Annotated in this window: 15 protein-coding genes; 7 read left to right on the top strand and 8 right to left on the bottom strand. The window is 70.6% G+C overall.

Translation table 11 applies throughout. The features are described 5' to 3' along the window. Nucleotides 1-10 precede the first annotated feature (10 nt). The 6 genes from ACIQBL_RS28160 to ACIQBL_RS28135 are packed head-to-tail and all read left to right on the top strand — an operon-like array spanning nucleotide 11 to nucleotide 6,687. A complete protein-coding gene (locus ACIQBL_RS28160) occupies nucleotides 11-1,594 on the top strand; it encodes a FadD3 family acyl-CoA ligase (RefSeq protein WP_401945976.1) in 1,584 nt (527 codons plus the stop codon). After that, nucleotides 1,569-2,792, top strand: coding sequence for a CaiB/BaiF CoA transferase family protein (locus tag ACIQBL_RS28155; protein WP_401945975.1), 1,224 nt, complete (start codon nucleotides 1,569-1,571; stop codon nucleotides 2,790-2,792). The genes ACIQBL_RS28160 and ACIQBL_RS28155 overlap by 26 nt, the downstream gene beginning before the upstream one ends. After that, on the top strand, nucleotides 2,789-3,610 hold the full coding sequence (locus ACIQBL_RS28150) for an enoyl-CoA hydratase/isomerase family protein (RefSeq protein WP_401945974.1): 822 nt from the start codon (nucleotides 2,789-2,791) through the stop codon (nucleotides 3,608-3,610). The genes ACIQBL_RS28155 and ACIQBL_RS28150 overlap by 4 nt, the downstream gene beginning before the upstream one ends. Beyond that, nucleotides 3,610-4,755, top strand: a complete 1,146-nt coding sequence (locus ACIQBL_RS28145) for a thiolase family protein (RefSeq protein ID WP_401945973.1) — start codon at nucleotides 3,610-3,612, stop codon at nucleotides 4,753-4,755. The genes ACIQBL_RS28150 and ACIQBL_RS28145 overlap by 1 nt, the downstream gene beginning before the upstream one ends. An 11-nt stretch (nucleotides 4,756-4,766) precedes the next feature. Further along, a complete protein-coding gene (locus ACIQBL_RS28140; RefSeq protein ID WP_401945971.1) occupies nucleotides 4,767-5,915 on the top strand; it encodes an acyl-CoA dehydrogenase family protein in 1,149 nt (382 codons plus the stop codon). A 46-nt stretch (nucleotides 5,916-5,961) separates the two neighbouring features. Further along, a complete protein-coding gene (locus ACIQBL_RS28135) occupies nucleotides 5,962-6,687 on the top strand; it encodes an SDR family NAD(P)-dependent oxidoreductase (protein WP_401946855.1) in 726 nt (241 codons plus the stop codon). Between the two features lies 1 nt (nucleotide 6,688). Here the strand turns inward: ACIQBL_RS28135 and ACIQBL_RS28130 are convergent, their stop codons facing one another. Together ACIQBL_RS28130 and ACIQBL_RS28125 are read right to left on the bottom strand one after the other, a co-directional pair. After that, nucleotides 6,689-7,939: an amidohydrolase family protein gene (locus ACIQBL_RS28130; RefSeq protein WP_401945969.1), complete on the bottom strand. Its 1,251-nt coding sequence runs from the start codon at nucleotides 7,937-7,939 to the stop codon at nucleotides 6,689-6,691. Continuing rightward, nucleotides 7,933-8,964: a CoA transferase gene (locus ACIQBL_RS28125; protein WP_401945968.1), complete on the bottom strand. Its 1,032-nt coding sequence runs from the start codon at nucleotides 8,962-8,964 to the stop codon at nucleotides 7,933-7,935. Before ACIQBL_RS28125 ends, ACIQBL_RS28130 begins: the two co-directional genes overlap by 7 nt. A gap of 70 nt (nucleotides 8,965-9,034) precedes the next feature. Here ACIQBL_RS28125 and ACIQBL_RS28120 point away from each other — a divergent pair, with 70 nt between their 5' ends. Continuing rightward, a complete protein-coding gene (locus tag ACIQBL_RS28120) occupies nucleotides 9,035-10,021 on the top strand; it encodes an enoyl-CoA hydratase/isomerase family protein (protein WP_401945967.1) in 987 nt (328 codons plus the stop codon). Between the two features lie 51 nt (nucleotides 10,022-10,072). On the opposite strand, the gene ACIQBL_RS28115 is transcribed toward ACIQBL_RS28120, so the two are convergent. Genes ACIQBL_RS28115 through ACIQBL_RS28090 form a run of 6 tightly spaced genes read right to left on the bottom strand, consistent with a single transcriptional unit; the run spans nucleotide 10,073 to nucleotide 14,172 of the window. Then, nucleotides 10,073-10,801 (bottom strand): enoyl-CoA hydratase-related protein, encoded by a 729-nt coding sequence (locus ACIQBL_RS28115; protein WP_401945965.1) that lies wholly within the window; start codon nucleotides 10,799-10,801, stop codon nucleotides 10,073-10,075. Then, the gene (locus ACIQBL_RS28110) at nucleotides 10,798-12,093 is read right to left on the bottom strand and encodes an amidohydrolase family protein (protein WP_401945964.1); all 1,296 of its coding nucleotides are present in this window, start codon (nucleotides 12,091-12,093) and stop codon (nucleotides 10,798-10,800) included. Before ACIQBL_RS28110 ends, ACIQBL_RS28115 begins: the two co-directional genes overlap by 4 nt. 25 nt (nucleotides 12,094-12,118) lie before the next feature. Then, nucleotides 12,119-12,436 (bottom strand): hypothetical protein, encoded by a 318-nt coding sequence (locus ACIQBL_RS28105; protein WP_401945962.1) that lies wholly within the window; start codon nucleotides 12,434-12,436, stop codon nucleotides 12,119-12,121. Then, nucleotides 12,402-12,785 carry a hypothetical protein gene (locus tag ACIQBL_RS28100; protein ID WP_401945960.1) on the bottom strand — a complete coding sequence of 128 codons (384 nt, stop codon included), beginning with the start codon at nucleotides 12,783-12,785 and terminating at the stop codon, nucleotides 12,402-12,404. The genes ACIQBL_RS28105 and ACIQBL_RS28100 overlap by 35 nt, the downstream gene beginning before the upstream one ends. Continuing rightward, on the bottom strand, nucleotides 12,782-13,489 hold the full coding sequence (locus ACIQBL_RS28095) for an ABC transporter ATP-binding protein (protein ID WP_401945958.1): 708 nt from the start codon (nucleotides 13,487-13,489) through the stop codon (nucleotides 12,782-12,784). Before ACIQBL_RS28095 ends, ACIQBL_RS28100 begins: the two co-directional genes overlap by 4 nt. Further along, nucleotides 13,486-14,172: an ABC transporter ATP-binding protein gene (locus tag ACIQBL_RS28090; RefSeq protein ID WP_401945957.1), complete on the bottom strand. Its 687-nt coding sequence runs from the start codon at nucleotides 14,170-14,172 to the stop codon at nucleotides 13,486-13,488. Before ACIQBL_RS28090 ends, ACIQBL_RS28095 begins: the two co-directional genes overlap by 4 nt. Nucleotides 14,173-14,175 lie beyond the last annotated feature (3 nt).

The following is a 14,175-nucleotide window of genomic DNA, read 5'->3' as shown; positions in this document are numbered from 1 at the left end:
GAGCCAACTGATGCGCTACGACGACGAATTCCAGAGCATCCCCAACGTCATCAGGCTGGCGGCCAGGCAATTCGGGGACGCCACGGCGCTCATCGACGGGGACCGCCGATGGACCTTCCGGGAGCTGGAGGAGCAGATGGTCGACTCGGTCCGCGCCACCATGGCACTCGGCATCAAGCCGGGGGACCGGGTCGGGCTGTGTGCCCCCAACTCGGCGGAGTGGATCTTCGCCGCGCTCGGCATCCACGGCGCCGGGGCGATACTGGTTCCGCTCAACACGCGGTTCAAGGCGCAGGAGATCTCGTACATCCTGCGGAAGTCGGAGGCGGCGGCCGTGTTCGCCTCGCCCTTCCTGGGCAACGACTACATCGGCGAACTGCGGAAGGCAGACGCGGGACTGCCGGCCCTGCAGAAGACGGTGTCCGTTCTCGGTCCGCAGGGGGCTGCCGAACTGGCGTGGAACGACTTTCTCGGCGCGGGAGAAGGCGTTTCGGGTTCCGCCGCGCATGAGGCGATCGACCGGTTGACGCCGGACGACGTGTCCGACGTGATGTTCACGTCCGGCACGACCGGCCACCCGAAGGGCGTGATGCTCACACATGGCCAATCGCTGCGCGCCTATGGGTGGATGGCCGAGGAGTACACCTTCCAAGCCTGCGACACCTTCCTGGTGATCCCGCCGTTCTTCCACTGCTTCGGATACAAGGCGGGGTGGCTGGCGTCCCTGATGCACGGGGTGACCGTCATCCCCATGCCCGTCTTCGACGCCGGGCGGGCACTGGACCTCATCGCCCGGGAGCGGGTGAGCATCCTCCTCGGACCGCCGACCATCTTCCATGACCTGGTGAACCACCCCGACCGCGCCGAGCACGACCTTTCGTCGCTGCGGGTCTCCATGACAGGCGGCACCACGATTCCGGAATCGCTGATCCGCGCCATGAAAACGGAGTTGTCGTTCGACATCGTGATGAGCGCCTACGGCCTCACCGAGTCGACGGCGCTCGTGACCACGACCCGTGTCGGCGACTCCGAGGAGACGGTCGCTCGCACCACGGGGAGCGCCATTCCCGATGTCCAGGTCCGGATCGTCGCCGCCGACGGTCTGGACGTCCCGATCGGACTCGACGGCGAGATCCTCGTCCGCGGCTACAACGTCACCCGCGGCTACTGGGACGACCCCGACGCCACCGCCGCGACGATCGACACCGAGGGCTGGCTGCACACCGGGGACATCGGACGGCTCGACGACGACGGCAACCTCTCCGTCGTCGACCGCAAGAAGGAGATGTACATCGTCGGCGGCTTCAACGCCTACCCGGCGGAGATAGAGAAGCTGCTTCTCGGCTACGAGAACGTCCACCAGGTCGCCGTGATCGGGGTTCCCGACGAACGACTCGGCGAGGTCGGCTGTGCGTTCGTCGTCGCGCCACCGGACCACACCCCGACCGAGACCGACGTCATCGCCTGGGCCCGCCGGCACATGGCCAACTTCAAGGTCCCCCGGCATGTCCGCTTCGTCGACCAACTCCCGCGCAACGCAAGCCAGAAGGTACTGAAGGACGAACTCCGTGCCAGTTTCACAACTGCGGGCTGACGTGACTACAACAGGGCCGCTGGCCGGAATCACCGTGGTCGCGCTGGAGCAGGCGATCTCCGCTCCCATGTGCACCCGCACGCTCGGCGACTTCGGCGCCCGCGTGATCAAAGTGGAGAACCCCGAGGGCGGCGACTTCGCCCGCCACTACGACGACGTCGTCAAGGGCCTCGGCGCGCACTTCGTCTGGGTCAACCGGGGCAAGGAATCCGTGGCCCTGGACCTGAAGACATCCGGCGGCATGGACGTCCTGCACCGCCTGCTGGAGCGCGCCGACGTCCTCGTCTCCAACCTCACCCCCGGCACCACGGCCAAACTCGCTCTCTCCCCCGACGACTTGAGGACCCGTCACCCCGGTCTCCTCGCCGTCGAGATCGACGGATACGGCCCCGGCGGCCCCCTCTCCCACAAACGGGCCTACGACCTCCTCGTACAGGCCGAGTCGGGAGCCTGCGCGGTGACCGGCCACCCCGGAGTACCGGCCAAACCCGGCCCGCCGATGGCCGATGTGTGCAGCGGGCTGTACGCCGCCCTGTCCGTCGTCGCGCTGCTGTGCGGCAGAGAACGCGGTGTCGGTCCCGGCGCGTCGTCCGTCGCGGTGAGTCTGTTCGACACGATGACGGAGCTGATGGGATACCCGCTCACCTACACCCGGCACTCCGGCATCGAACAACAGCCCCTCGGCATGAGTTCCCCCGCCGTGGCACCGTACGGCGCACACCGCACCGCCGACGGCCACACCGTGGTCCTCGGCACGACGAACGACCGTGAATGGCAGCGCCTGGCACGGGAGTTGCTCGACCGGCCCGACCTCGCGGACGACCCGCGCTTCCGCGGAAACGCCGGGCGGGTGGAACACCGTGCCCTGCTGGAGCCGGAGATCAGCGCCTGGTGCGCACGGCACGACCTCGCCCACGTGCAGGACCGCGCGGACGCGGCCGGGATCGGCAACTCCCGCTACAACACGCCCAGCGACGTCATCAACCACCCCCATCTGCGGGCCCGCGACCGGTGGCGCGACATCGAGACGCCGTCGGGTCCGGTCCCGGCGCTGCTGCCGCCCCCGGTGATCGCCGGGTACGACCCGCCGATGGGCGCGATCCCCGCTCTCGGCCAGCACACGGACGCCGTACTCGCCGAACTCGGCCTGGCCGTCGAGGAGATCGCCGTTCTCCGGGAACAGGGAGCGGTGCGATGACCGGGGAGCCGGTTCTCCTGACGAGCGATGCCGAAGGCGTCCGGACTCTGACGCTGAACCGGCCGCAGCGCAAGAACGCGATCGACGCGGAACTCTGGGACGCCCTGAGAACTGCGCTCTCCGCAGCGGGCAGCGATCGTACGGTGCGCGCGCTGGTCCTGACCGGTGCCGGTGGTGCGTTCTGCTCCGGCGCCGACATCCGCAAAGGCGTCAGCGGCGAGCATCCGCTGTACCGGATGCGGACCCTGAGCGAGGTCACGCTGCTCCTGCACGAACTGCCGATCCCCACCATCGCCCAGGTGAACGGGGTCGCGGTCGGCGCGGGTTGGAACCTCGCCCTGGGCTGCGACTTCGTCGTAGCCACCCCGGAAAGCACGTTCTCGCAGATCTTCGCGCGCCGCGCGCTGTCCCTGGACTGCGGCGGCTCGTGGCTGCTTCCGAAGCTGGTGGGGTTGCAGCAGGCGAAGCGGCTGGTGCTGCTGGCGGAGACGATCGGCGCCGAGGAGGCCCGCGCCCTGAACCTGGTGACGTGGGTCGTGGACGCCGACAAGATCGACGCCTATGTGGACGACCTCGCCGCCCGGCTGGTGGCCGGAGCCCCGGTCGCCCTTGCGCAGAACAAGGCGCTCCTCAACGAGAACGCGGATCGCACCCTGCGCGAGGCCCTTGCCGGGGAGGCACGAGCACAGGCCATGAACTTCGCCACGGCGGACGTCCCCGAGGCGTATGCCGCCTTCGTGGAGAAGCGCCCGCCTCGCTACACGGGGCGCTGGGCGGTGCCGGGAACACCCGTGCCGAGAGCGACAGAGGAGACGTGATGCGTGAGGCAGTGGTGGTGGAGGCGGTCCGCACCGCCGTCGGGAAACGGAACGGCGGGCTGGCCGGTGTGCACGCGGCCGACCTCTCCGCCGTCGTCCTGAACGCGCTCGTCGACCGCACGGGCCTTGATCCCGAGGTCGTCGACGACGTGGTGTGGGGCTGCGTGGGCCAGTTGGGCGACCAGTCGAGCAACATCGGCCGCTACGCGGTGCTGGCCGCCGGCTGGCCGGAGACCATCCCGGGGACCACGGTGAACCGTGCCTGCGGATCCAGCCAGCAGGCGCTCGACTTCGCCGTCCAGGCGGTCATGTCCGGCCAGCAGGACGTCGTGGTGGCGGGCGGCGTCGAGGTGATGAGCCGGGTGCCCCTCGGGGCCTCGCGGGCCGGCGGTGTGCCGTACGGTCCCCAAGTCCTGGCCCGTTACGAGGGGTTCTCCTTCAACCAGGGTGTCTCCGCCGAGAAGATCGCGCAGAAGTGGGGACTGGGCCGGGGCCTCCTCGACGAGTTCTCCGCGCGGTCGCACGAGCGGGCGGCTGCCGCGCAGGACGGCGGGGCGTTCGAGGCGCAGATCGTGCCGGTGAGCGTCGGCACGGGCCCGGTGACGGTGGACGAGGGCATACGGCGTGGTACCAGTGTCGACACGCTCGCGAAGCTGAACCCGTCCTTCCAGGAGGACGGGGTGATCCACCCGGGCAACTCCTCCCAGATCTCCGACGGTGCGGCGGCCCTGCTGGTGACGACCCCGGAGAAGGCCCGCGAGCTGGGCCTGACACCGATCGTGCGCTACCGCGCGGGCGTGGTCACCGGTTCCGACCCGGTCCTCATGCTGACGGGGCCGATCCCGGCGACCGAGAAGGTGCTGCGCAGGGCCGGAGTCGGGCTCTCCGAGGTGGGCGTCTTCGAGGTCAACGAGGCCTTCGCGCCGATCCCGCTCGCGTGGCTGGCCGAGACCGGCGCGGACCCGGCCCTGCTCAACCCGCTCGGCGGCGCCATCGCGCTCGGGCATCCGCTCGGCGCGTCGGGTGCCGTCCTGATGACCCGCATGATCCATCACATGCGGGACCAGGGGATCCGGTACGGCCTGCAGACCATGTGCGAGGGCGGCGGTACCGCCAACGCCACCGTCGTCGAACTCGCTTCCTGACAGGGGATGTTGTGCGCCGAGACGTCTTCACCGACGACCACGAGGCGTTCCGCCGGCTCGCGCGGGACTTCATCGCGGGCGAGGTGGTGCCCCACTACGCCGACTGGGAGGACACCGGCCGACTCCCCCGCGCACTCTTCGAACAGCTGGGCTCACTGGGCCTGTTGGGCATGGCCGTCCCCGAGGAGTACGGCGGAGCGGGCCTCCACGACTACCGCTACAACGTCGTCCTCCAGGAGGAATCGGCGCGCGCGCTGGTGACGTTGGGCACCGTGCGCACCCAACTCGACGTCGTCCTGCCGTACTTCCTCGCCTACGCCGACCGGGATCAGCGCGAGCGCTGGTTCCCCGGTCTGGCGTGCGGGAAGCTGCTGACCGCCATCGCGATGACCGAGCCGGGGACGGGATCCGATCTCGCCGGAATCCGTACGACCGCCGTGCGCGACGGGGATGCGTACGTCCTGAGCGGCGCGAAGACCTTCATCACCGGCGGGCTCCTCGCCGACCTGGTCATCGTCGTGGCCCGTACGTCGAGCGACCCGGACAACCGCCGCGCCGGGCTCACGCTGCTGGTCGTCGAGGACGGTATGCCGGGCTTCACGCGCGGCCGGGTGCTGCACAAGCTGGGCATCAGGGTGCAGGACACCGTGGAGTTGGCCTTCGACGACGTGCGCGTGCCGGTCGCCAACCGGCTCGGTGAGGAGGGCGCCGCCTTCGGCTACCTCGGCCACAACCTGCCGCAGGAGCGGATGACCGTAGCGGTCGGCTCGGTGGCGCAGGCGCGCGCGGCCCTGGACACGACGATCACGTACGTCAAGGAGCGCAAGGCGTTCGGGAAGACGGTCGCCTCCTTCCAGAACACCAAGTTCGAACTCGCCGCCGTGGCAGCCGAGATCGAGGCCGCGCAGGCGATGCTGGACCGGGCGGTGCTCGAACTCGTCGCCGGCGAACTCAGCGGCCCCGACGCCGCCAAGGTCAAACTGTTCTGCACCGAGATGCAGGCCCGCGCGGTCGACCGCTGCCTGCAACTGTTCGGCGGCTACGGCTACATGCTGGAATACCCCATCGCCCGGCTCTACGCGGACGCGCGCATCACCCGCATCTACGCCGGGACCAGCGAGGTCATGAAGGTCATCATCGCCAAGTCCCTCGGATTGTGAGGCGGTTACGGTGCCGGACTTCTCCAGCAGACCAGGTGTCGCGTTCGTGGCGGGCGGCTCGGGCGGTATCGGAGCGGCGATCGTCCGGCTCCTCGCCGAGCGGGGCAGCGACATCGCCTTCACCTACCGTGCCAACCAGGAGGCGGCGGACGCGGTGGCCGTCGAGGTCACGAAGCTGGGCCGTCAAGTCCGGTCGATGCGGCTGGACTTGACCGACGAGGCCGCTACGGCCGAGGCCGTGTCCGAGGTGGACGGTGGCATCCACACCCTCGTGTACGCGGCGGGCCCGCACGTCCCGATGCGGCACCTGAGCAAGGTGACGCCGAGCGAGTACCGAGCCCAACTCGAAGGCGATGCCGTGGCGTTCTTCAACCTGGTGCATCCCGCGCTGCCGTTGCTCCGCGAGAGCCGGGGCAGCATCATCGCCGTGACGACCGTCGCCACCCGCCGCTTCCCGGTACGGGACGGGCTGTCGTCGGGTGCGAAGGGCGCGGTCGAGGCGGTGGCCCGGGCGCTCGCCGCCGAGGAGGGCCGGTACGGCGTCCGTGTGAACTGCGTGGCGCCCGGCATGCTCAACGACGGTATCGCCGGGCGGCTGATCAGCTCCGGCGAGCTGGACGAGGCCGCTCTCGCCGTCACCCGGCGCAACATTCCACTGCGCCGCTTCGGCGACGCCACGGACATCGCGGAGGCGGTCGCGTTCCTCGCCTCGGACCGCGCCGGGTTCATCACCGGGCAGGCGTTGGGAGTCGACGGCGGATACAGCGTGTAGGTCACGCGGGCGGGATAAGGCGACCTGACACGTATGCGGCGCGGACCAGTTCCCCGGACAGTGTTCGGAGGGCCTCGCGCAACGGTACGTGGAGCAGGCACAGGTCGGCGACCGCGCCGACCGTCAACCGCCGTGCCTGGCCCGGGTGTTGGGGTTCGCCGGTGAACAGCCGCAGAGCCGCCTCGGGTTCGAGCCGTTCGCCGTCGTCCCGCTCGGTCGCCGCCCGCATGACCGCCCAGGGGTCCGAGGTTCCGTACGGCGCGTCGGTGCCGGCGGCGAGCGGGATGCAGGCCTCGGCGAGGGAACGGCAACGGTAGAGGTGCGGGCGGTCGTCGGCGTCCACGTCGGTGGCGTACGCGTCGCCCCGTTCGACCGGGAAGTGGGGCTGGGTCACGACCGTCACCCCGAGCCGCCGCAGCCAAGGGATCGTCTCGACCGGGATCACCGATCCGTGCTCGATCCGGTCACCGTCGGCAGGGCCCACCTCGTCCAGGGCGAGCAGTGTCACCAGCAACTGCACCCGGGTCACGCAGTGCACGGCGACCGGCCGGGGCCTGATCTCCCTTATGGCGCGGGCGAGTTGGGCGGGTGGGGGGAGTGTCGGGTCGTCGAGCATCAGTTTCACCGGCTCGTCGACGCCCATCACGAGGAGCCGTTGCGGGAGGACCGACAGCATCTGGGTGAGCCCGCTCGCGGGGTGCGGGTCGGCGTTGGTGAACCCCGTGACGCCCAGTGCCGCCGCCCGCCGTCCCACCCCCTCCAGATCCAGCCGCACGGGCGGCACGAAGCCGCGCAGCCGCTCGTCCTCGCGCCAGAACCGCCCGTCGCCCTCCAGCCCGGCCGCCCGGAGCGCGGCGCTGTTCCACACCCACAGCGCACCGGTGCGATGCTGCACCCGCACCGGCCGATCGGGCGCGATCGCGTCCAGCGCCCAGCGGTCCAACTCCCCGGCGACGCTCTCGTGGTAGCCGACAGCCCGTACCCACTCCCCCGCCGGCCCACCCATCAGGGCCGCCGAGAGGGCCGTACGGTCTCGCACGTCCGACGGCCCGACGCGCACGGATGCGGTTTCGGCGGCCAGGGCCGCGAGGTGTACGTGGTGGTCGTGCAGGCCCGGCAGCAACGCACCGCCCCGGCCGTCCACCTCGCCCGGCCCCGTCAACCCGGTTCCGATCTCGGCGATCCGCCCGCCCGCGATCCGTATGTCCACCGCTGGTCCGTGGCCCTCGGCCTCCACGTTTCTGATCAGCACGGCGGGTGGATCCGTGTGTGCGTCTCCGCGAGTGTCGCGGCGCAGGCCGCCATGGAGACGCAGAGCAGTTCTCCGCCTCCCGCGGCGAGGGAACGGGCTGCGGCGTGGGCGGCGAAGACGCCGGTGACGGGGTCGGCGAGCGCGTCGCCGAGGAAGACGGGGTCGCCGTTCCGGTCGACGTCGGTCAGGCCGCCGGCCACGGCAGCGTCGTCTCCGAAGGCGATACGGTCGTTCTCGCGTCCGTATCCGGTGATCCCGACCCAGACCCGGCCGGGGCGGGCGGCGAGGAACTCCTCGGCGCGGAGCCCGAGCCGGCGCAGTGCGCGCGGCCGTGACGCCTCGATGACGACGTCGGCATCGGCGACGATCTCGTCCAGGGCGCCGGGGGCGAAGTCCACGACCAGGTTGTCGTGCCCGTCGTGCAGCCAGCGGTAGAAGGCGGGGCTTCCGAGGCGCGCACCGTCGGGTCGCGTCGCGCTCTCCACCTTCACCACCTTCGCGCCCGCCAGCCCCAGCAGCCGCGTGCACAGGGGTCCCGCCCAGAGCGCGGAGAAGTCGACGATCCGTATGTCGGCCATCGCGCGGGTACGCCGGTCACCCCACCGCTCGGCGTGCACCGCGGGCCGTACGCCTTGGGCCGATCCCGGTACCGCGGCGGCGATCCCGAGCAGCTGCGCGGCTTCGGCCGTCTCGGCGGCTGTGACCCGTCGTGCCGCCGTATGCAGGCCGCCGGGATCGTCCGGGGAACCGAGGAGCGCCAGCAGTGCGGGTACGGCGGCCCGGTCGTCGGGGCGGGCCAGGTTCACGGCGGCCCAGCCGTCGGCGGTTCGGAGGAGGTGACAGGAGCCGTTGGCCGATGTCCTTCCCGGATGTCCCAGGCCGGCCAGTCGGGCCCGTAGGAACAGCGCGCTCGGCAGATCGACCGGCGCGCCCGTCAGGTCCGTGAAGGAACGGGCGATGTCGGTGAGAGGGGTCAGGAACGGCTCGACGGAGTCCATCCAGGAACGGAGAGTGAGATTCTCCATGAGCTGAACCCCCTTCTCTCCCAAGGTGATCCCAAATTACACTCCGATCCACGTCTGGAGGGAGATCGCTGTGGAGTCGGCCTTCGTGATCGTCGACCTCGACCGCACTCCCGAGCACGAAACGGAAACACGTGACCGGGACCGTGTCGTCGTCGGCGTGGCGGCAGAGCCCACGGAGGCGGTCAAGGGCGTCGATGTCCTGCTCACTGGCGCCCCTGATCCGCCCAGGCCGTGGGTGAGGTGTGCGGATCCGCATGCCACGGCCCACGAGCTGGGTGGCGTCGTCGAGCGTCGGCCCGCCGCGTCGGTCGCGCTGGTGCAGGTCCTCCGGATGGGCAGCGGGCTCGCGGTATCGGACAGGCTGATTCTCGAATCCCTCGCCTACTCGACGCTTCAGGGCGGAGTGGACTTCCGGACCTGGCTGGCAGCAGCACCCCGGCGCACGCCGCGCACGGCCGAGACTCCCGTACGGCTCGACCGCGACGGTTCCCGGCTGTCCATCACGCTGGACCGGCCCTGGGTGCGCAACGCGTTCGACGCGGCGACACGGGACGCGCTGTGCGAGGCGCTCCAGGTGGCCGTGGCCGACCCGTCCATCAACCGAGTCGACCTGTACGGCAACGGTCCCGCCTTCTGCAGCGGAGGCGATCTCGCCGAGTTCGGTACGTCCCGTGATCCGGCGCGGGCTCACCTGCTGCGGGTACATCGCAGTCCGGGCGCGCTGCTGCACCGCTGCGCTCCGCGCGTGACCGCGCATCTGCACGGCGCGTGTGTCGGCGCGGGGATCGAGCTCGCCGCTTTCGCCGGGCGTGTCGTGGCCGCGCCCGACACGGTGATCCGGTTGCCCGAGGTCGGGATGGGGCTGATTCCGGGAGCGGGCGGCACCGCGAGCATTCCGGTACGGGTGGGCCGCGAGCGGACCGCGTATCTCGCCCTGTCCGGAGTGGAGTTGGGCGTCGGGGAGGCGCTGCGGTGGGGGCTCGTCGATGAGATCAGCACGGCGGCCGACGTGACCGCGAACCCTCCTCAGAAATCCGTCCGACACTCAGCACCGTGAGCTTCACTCCGGGGTCCGCACGACCATGGCCTCGGAGACCCCGGAGTTCCGTCACTTCCCCGTCCAGACCGGGCTACGGCGTTCGGCGAAGGCGCGTGCCCCTTCCGCCGCGTCGGCGCTCCTGAACACCGCCTCGACCTCTTCCGGTTCGGCCCAACGGCGTTCTCGCATCAGTTTCTTGGTCATCGCGACACCGAGAGGGCCGTTCTCGGCGATACGCCCGGCCAGGGTCAGCGCCTCCTCCCGCACCTCCTCGGCCGGTACGGCGCGGTTCACCAGGCCGAACTGCCTGGCGTCCGTGGCGGTGAGGAACTCGCCGGTCAGCCCCATCTCCAGGGCGACGGCGAGCGGCACCCGGTCGGCGAGGGTGGTACCGCCGCCGGCCGCGAACAGGCCCCGTTTCACCTCGGCGATCCCCAGCTTGGCGTCCTCGGCGGCGACCACCAGGTCGCAGGCCAGGGCAAGTTCGAAGCCGCCGGCGAGTGCCGAGCCGTTGAGGGCGGCGATCACCGGGGTGGTGATGCCCTCGCGGAAGAACCACACCAGGCCGTCGAACCTGCCGCCGCCCTTCGCGAAGGCCTTGAGGTCCATGCCGGAGCAGAACACCGTTCCGGCGCCCGTGAGGACGATCGCTCGGACCGCCGGGTCGGTGTCCGCTTCCCGGAGCACGGCTGACAGTTCGTCGATCAGCTCCGGGTTCAGGGCATTTCGGGCCTCCGGGCGGTTCAGGGTCGCCACGAGGACGGCGCCGACCCGTTCCGTCAGGACCAGGTCGCTCATCGGGCCGCCGCCACGGCCGCCCGGGCCTTGGAGCGGAACGCCTCCAACTTCTCGGCGGGCTCGATGAGTTGGTGGCTGCGGGACCGGGTGGAGACGTCGTGCCCCTCGGCCGCCCTGCGCAGCGCGCCCACGGTGGCCTGTTCGCGCGGGATATGGGCGAAGGGGTCGAAGGAGTACCAGCGCATCGCGTTCTCGTAGGTGATCTTCCTGGCCTCGTCGTCGGGGACGTCGCAGCTCGACAGCACGTCGTGCAGTTGCTCGGGGGCGTCCGGCCACAGGGAGTCGCTGTGCGGGTAGTCGCCCTCCCAGCAGATGTTGTCGATGCCGATGTCGTGGCGCAGCCGTACGCCCAGCTTGTCGGTGATGAAGCAGGTCAGGAAGTGCTCGCGGAAGACCTCGGAGGGCAGCTTGCCGCCGAAGTCCTGGAGGGTCCAGGTGGAGTGCATCTCGAAGGTGCGGTCGAGGCGCTCCAGGAAGTACGGGATCCAGCCCGTTCCGCCTTCCGAGAGGGCGATTTTCAGATTCGGGAACTGCTTGATCGGGGGCGACCAGAGCAGGTCGGCGGCGGCGGAGACGATGTTCATCGGCTGGAGTGTGATCATCACGTCGGGCGGCGAGTCGGCGGCCGGTACGGCGAGCCTGCCGGAGGAGCCGATGTGCACCGACATGACGGTGTCCGTGTCGGACAGCGCGCGCCACAGCGGGTTCCAGTACGGGTCGTGGAAGCTCGGGTAGCCGAGGACGGCGGGGTTCTCGGTGAAGGTGAGCGAGTGCACGCCCTTCTCGGCGACCCGGCGGACCTCCGCCGCGCACAACTCCGCGTCCCAGACGGCGGGCAGCGCCATCGGGATGAAGCGGCCCGGGTAGGCGGCGCACCACTCGTCGATGTGCCAGTCGTTGTAGGCCCGCACGAGCGCGAGGGAGAAGTCGGTGTCCTCGGTGGCGAAGAGCCGGGCCGAGAAGCCGGGGAAGGACGGGAAGTTCATCTGGGCGAGGATGCCGCCCGCGTTCATGTCCTTGATGCGCTCGTGCACGTCGTAACAGCCGGGGCGGATCTCGTCGAGGCCCTGCGGTTCGACGCCGTACTCCTCCTTGGGCCGGCCTGCCACCGCGTTGAGCGCCGAGTTGGTGATGGTCGCGCCGCCGAACTGCCAGACGTCGGTTCCGTCGTCCAGGTGCACCAGTTGGGGCGCGTCCTTCTTGTAGCGCTCGGGAAGGTGGTTCACGAACATGTCGGGCGGCTCGATGATGTGGTCGTCGACGCTGATGAGGATGAGGTCGTCGCGGTCCATGACGGCTCCTTCGGGGGTGGGTCGGTCAGTCTGAGGCGGGCAGCGGCTTGGCCGCCTTCAGGGCCATGGGGGCGCCGTCACAGGCCAGTTCGCCCGCTCCGGAGGCGGTGCAGAGGAGTTCGAGCGTCCCGGTGGCGTCGACGTACCGTTTGCCGATGAGGGTGGTGGTGCCGGCCGGTCCGGGCTTCGCCGCCGGCGCGTCCGCGGCGGGGACCAACGGGCTGCCACCACAGGTGAGTTGGGGTGACGTGCCGACGGGTGCGCGGATGACGACCACGCGGGTGCCGCAGACGGTGCTGGCGAGTTGGTCACCGGGGCGCGGCGTCGGTGCCGGTGGGGTCATGGCGGAGGTCCCTTTCGAGCAGGCGGTCGGCGAGGAGTTCCACGTCGTAGGACTGACGCGCCATCCAGTACCGCAGGAAGCCGGTGAGCGAGTAGCGCAGGAAGAGCGCGGAACCGACGACGCTCCCGGCGACCGCGGCGAGGCCGAGGGTGAGAGCGTCGTTCTGCACCAGCGGATCGCTGGTGTTGTGCGAGATGAAGTAGGCGCTCACGCCGAGGACGACGCCGATCGTCATCAGGGCGGCGCCGGCGCGCAGCCAGAGAGCGGCCCTTCCGGCGGCCGGGTCGGGGATTTTCAGGACGGTGAGTTCGCGGACGAAGCGGTCCGCTCGCGTCTCGGTGGACGTCATGTGGAACTCCCCAGGTAGAGAGCGGACAGTTCGGCGCGCAACCCGCCGTCGGGGTGGCCCTGCCGTTCGACCCGGCCGCGGACGAGGACGGCGGCATGGTCGCAGATGTCGAGGACGGCGGCGGCGAACTGCTCGACCACCAGGACGGCCACGCCCTGCCGGGCGATTTCGCCGACCTGCTCGTAGAGCCGGCCGACGACCAACGGGGCGAGCCCCATGGAGAGTTCGTCGAGCAGCAGGACGGCGGGGTCGGTGGCGAGGCCGCGGGCGAGGGCGAGCATCTGCTGTTCGCCGCCGGAGAGGGTGCCCGCGGCCTGTCCGGCGCGCCGGGCCAGGACGGGGAAGCGGGCGAACGCGATCTCCTCGATCTCCTCGCGGCTGCGGCCGGTGAAGGTCATCATCAGGAGGTTGTCGCGGACGGACAGGTTCGGGAACACGCCTCGTCCCTCGGGGATGAGGCAGACTCCGGCGCGTGCCAGGTCGCGGGAGTCGGCGCCGGTCATGTCCCGTCCGCCGAGGACGAGTCGGCCCGATTCGACGGGGTGGACTCCGGCCGCGACGCGCAGGGTGGTGGTCTTTCCCGCGCCGTTCGGGCCGAGCAGCGCCACCACCTGTCCGGCGGCGACGTCGAGGTCGACGCCGTGCAGGACGGTGATGCGTTCGTGGGCGGCGCGGATGCCGCGCAGTGCGAGAAGTGCGCTCACGCGTCCCCCAGATAGGCGGCGAGAACCGTTTCGTCGCTGCGGATCACCTCGGGCGGGCCGACGGCGATGATCTTGCCGAGGTCGAGGACGTACACCTCGTCGCAGACGGCCATCACGAGGCTCATGTCGTGTTCGACGAGGACGACGGCGGTGCCGTCATGGGTGAGGGCGCGCAGGAGTTCCGCGAAGCGTTCGGTCTCCTCCGCGTCCTGTCCGGCGGCGGGTTCGTCGAGGAGAAGCACCTTCGGGCGGATCGCGAGGGCCCTTCCCACCTCGACGAGGCGGCCGACTCCGGTGGGGAGGGCGTCGGGCGAGGTATCGGCGTGGTCGGTGAGATCGAGGCGGTGCAGGATCTCGGTGACGATCCGGTCGGCCCGGCGGCGTTCGGGGCCGAGTTCGGCGGCGACGAGCAGGTTGTCGCGCACGCTCAACCGGCCGAACAGTTCCAGGCGTTGGAAGGTGCGGGCGAGTCCGTGCCGGGCGCGGGCGGAGGGCCGGGCCCGGGTGACGTCCCGGCCGTCCAGCCGGACCTGCCCGGAGGAGGGCCTGCGCAGTCCGGAGGCGACATCGAACAGGGTGCTTTTTCCTGCCCCGTTGGGTCCGATGAGTCCGGTGACCCGGCCTGCCTCGGCGGTGAGGGCGACCCCGTCGAGAGCGCGGTTTCCGCCGAAGGAGACGGTCACTCC

The sequence above is a fragment of the Streptomyces sp. NPDC088350 genome (genome assembly GCF_044753545.1).
Lineage (GTDB): Bacteria > Actinomycetota > Actinomycetes > Streptomycetales > Streptomycetaceae > Streptomyces.
The sequence above is the reverse complement of the archived record's forward strand: the minus strand, read 5'-3'. Positions and strand labels throughout refer to the sequence as shown.

Bases quoted from the DNA above. Each gene is read 5' to 3' on its own strand.
- ACIQBL_RS28160 (WP_401945976.1), top strand. From the start codon at position 11: ATGCGCTACGACGACGAATTCCAGAGCATCCCCAACGTCATCAGGCTG.
- ACIQBL_RS28150 (WP_401945974.1), top strand. From the start codon at position 2,789: ATGACCGGGGAGCCGGTTCTCCTGACGAGCGATGCCGAAGGCGTCCGG.
- ACIQBL_RS28145 (WP_401945973.1), top strand. From the start codon at position 3,610: ATGCGTGAGGCAGTGGTGGTGGAGGCGGTCCGCACCGCCGTCGGGAAA.
- ACIQBL_RS28125 (WP_401945968.1), bottom strand. From the start codon at position 8,964: ATGGAGAATCTCACTCTCCGTTCCTGGATGGACTCCGTCGAGCCGTTC.
- ACIQBL_RS28115 (WP_401945965.1), bottom strand. From the start codon at position 10,801: ATGAGCGACCTGGTCCTGACGGAACGGGTCGGCGCCGTCCTCGTGGCG.
- ACIQBL_RS28110 (WP_401945964.1), bottom strand. From the start codon at position 12,093: ATGGACCGCGACGACCTCATCCTCATCAGCGTCGACGACCACATCATC.
- ACIQBL_RS28105 (WP_401945962.1), bottom strand. From the start codon at position 12,436: ATGACCCCACCGGCACCGACGCCGCGCCCCGGTGACCAACTCGCCAGC.
- ACIQBL_RS28100 (WP_401945960.1), bottom strand. From the start codon at position 12,785: ATGACGTCCACCGAGACGCGAGCGGACCGCTTCGTCCGCGAACTCACC.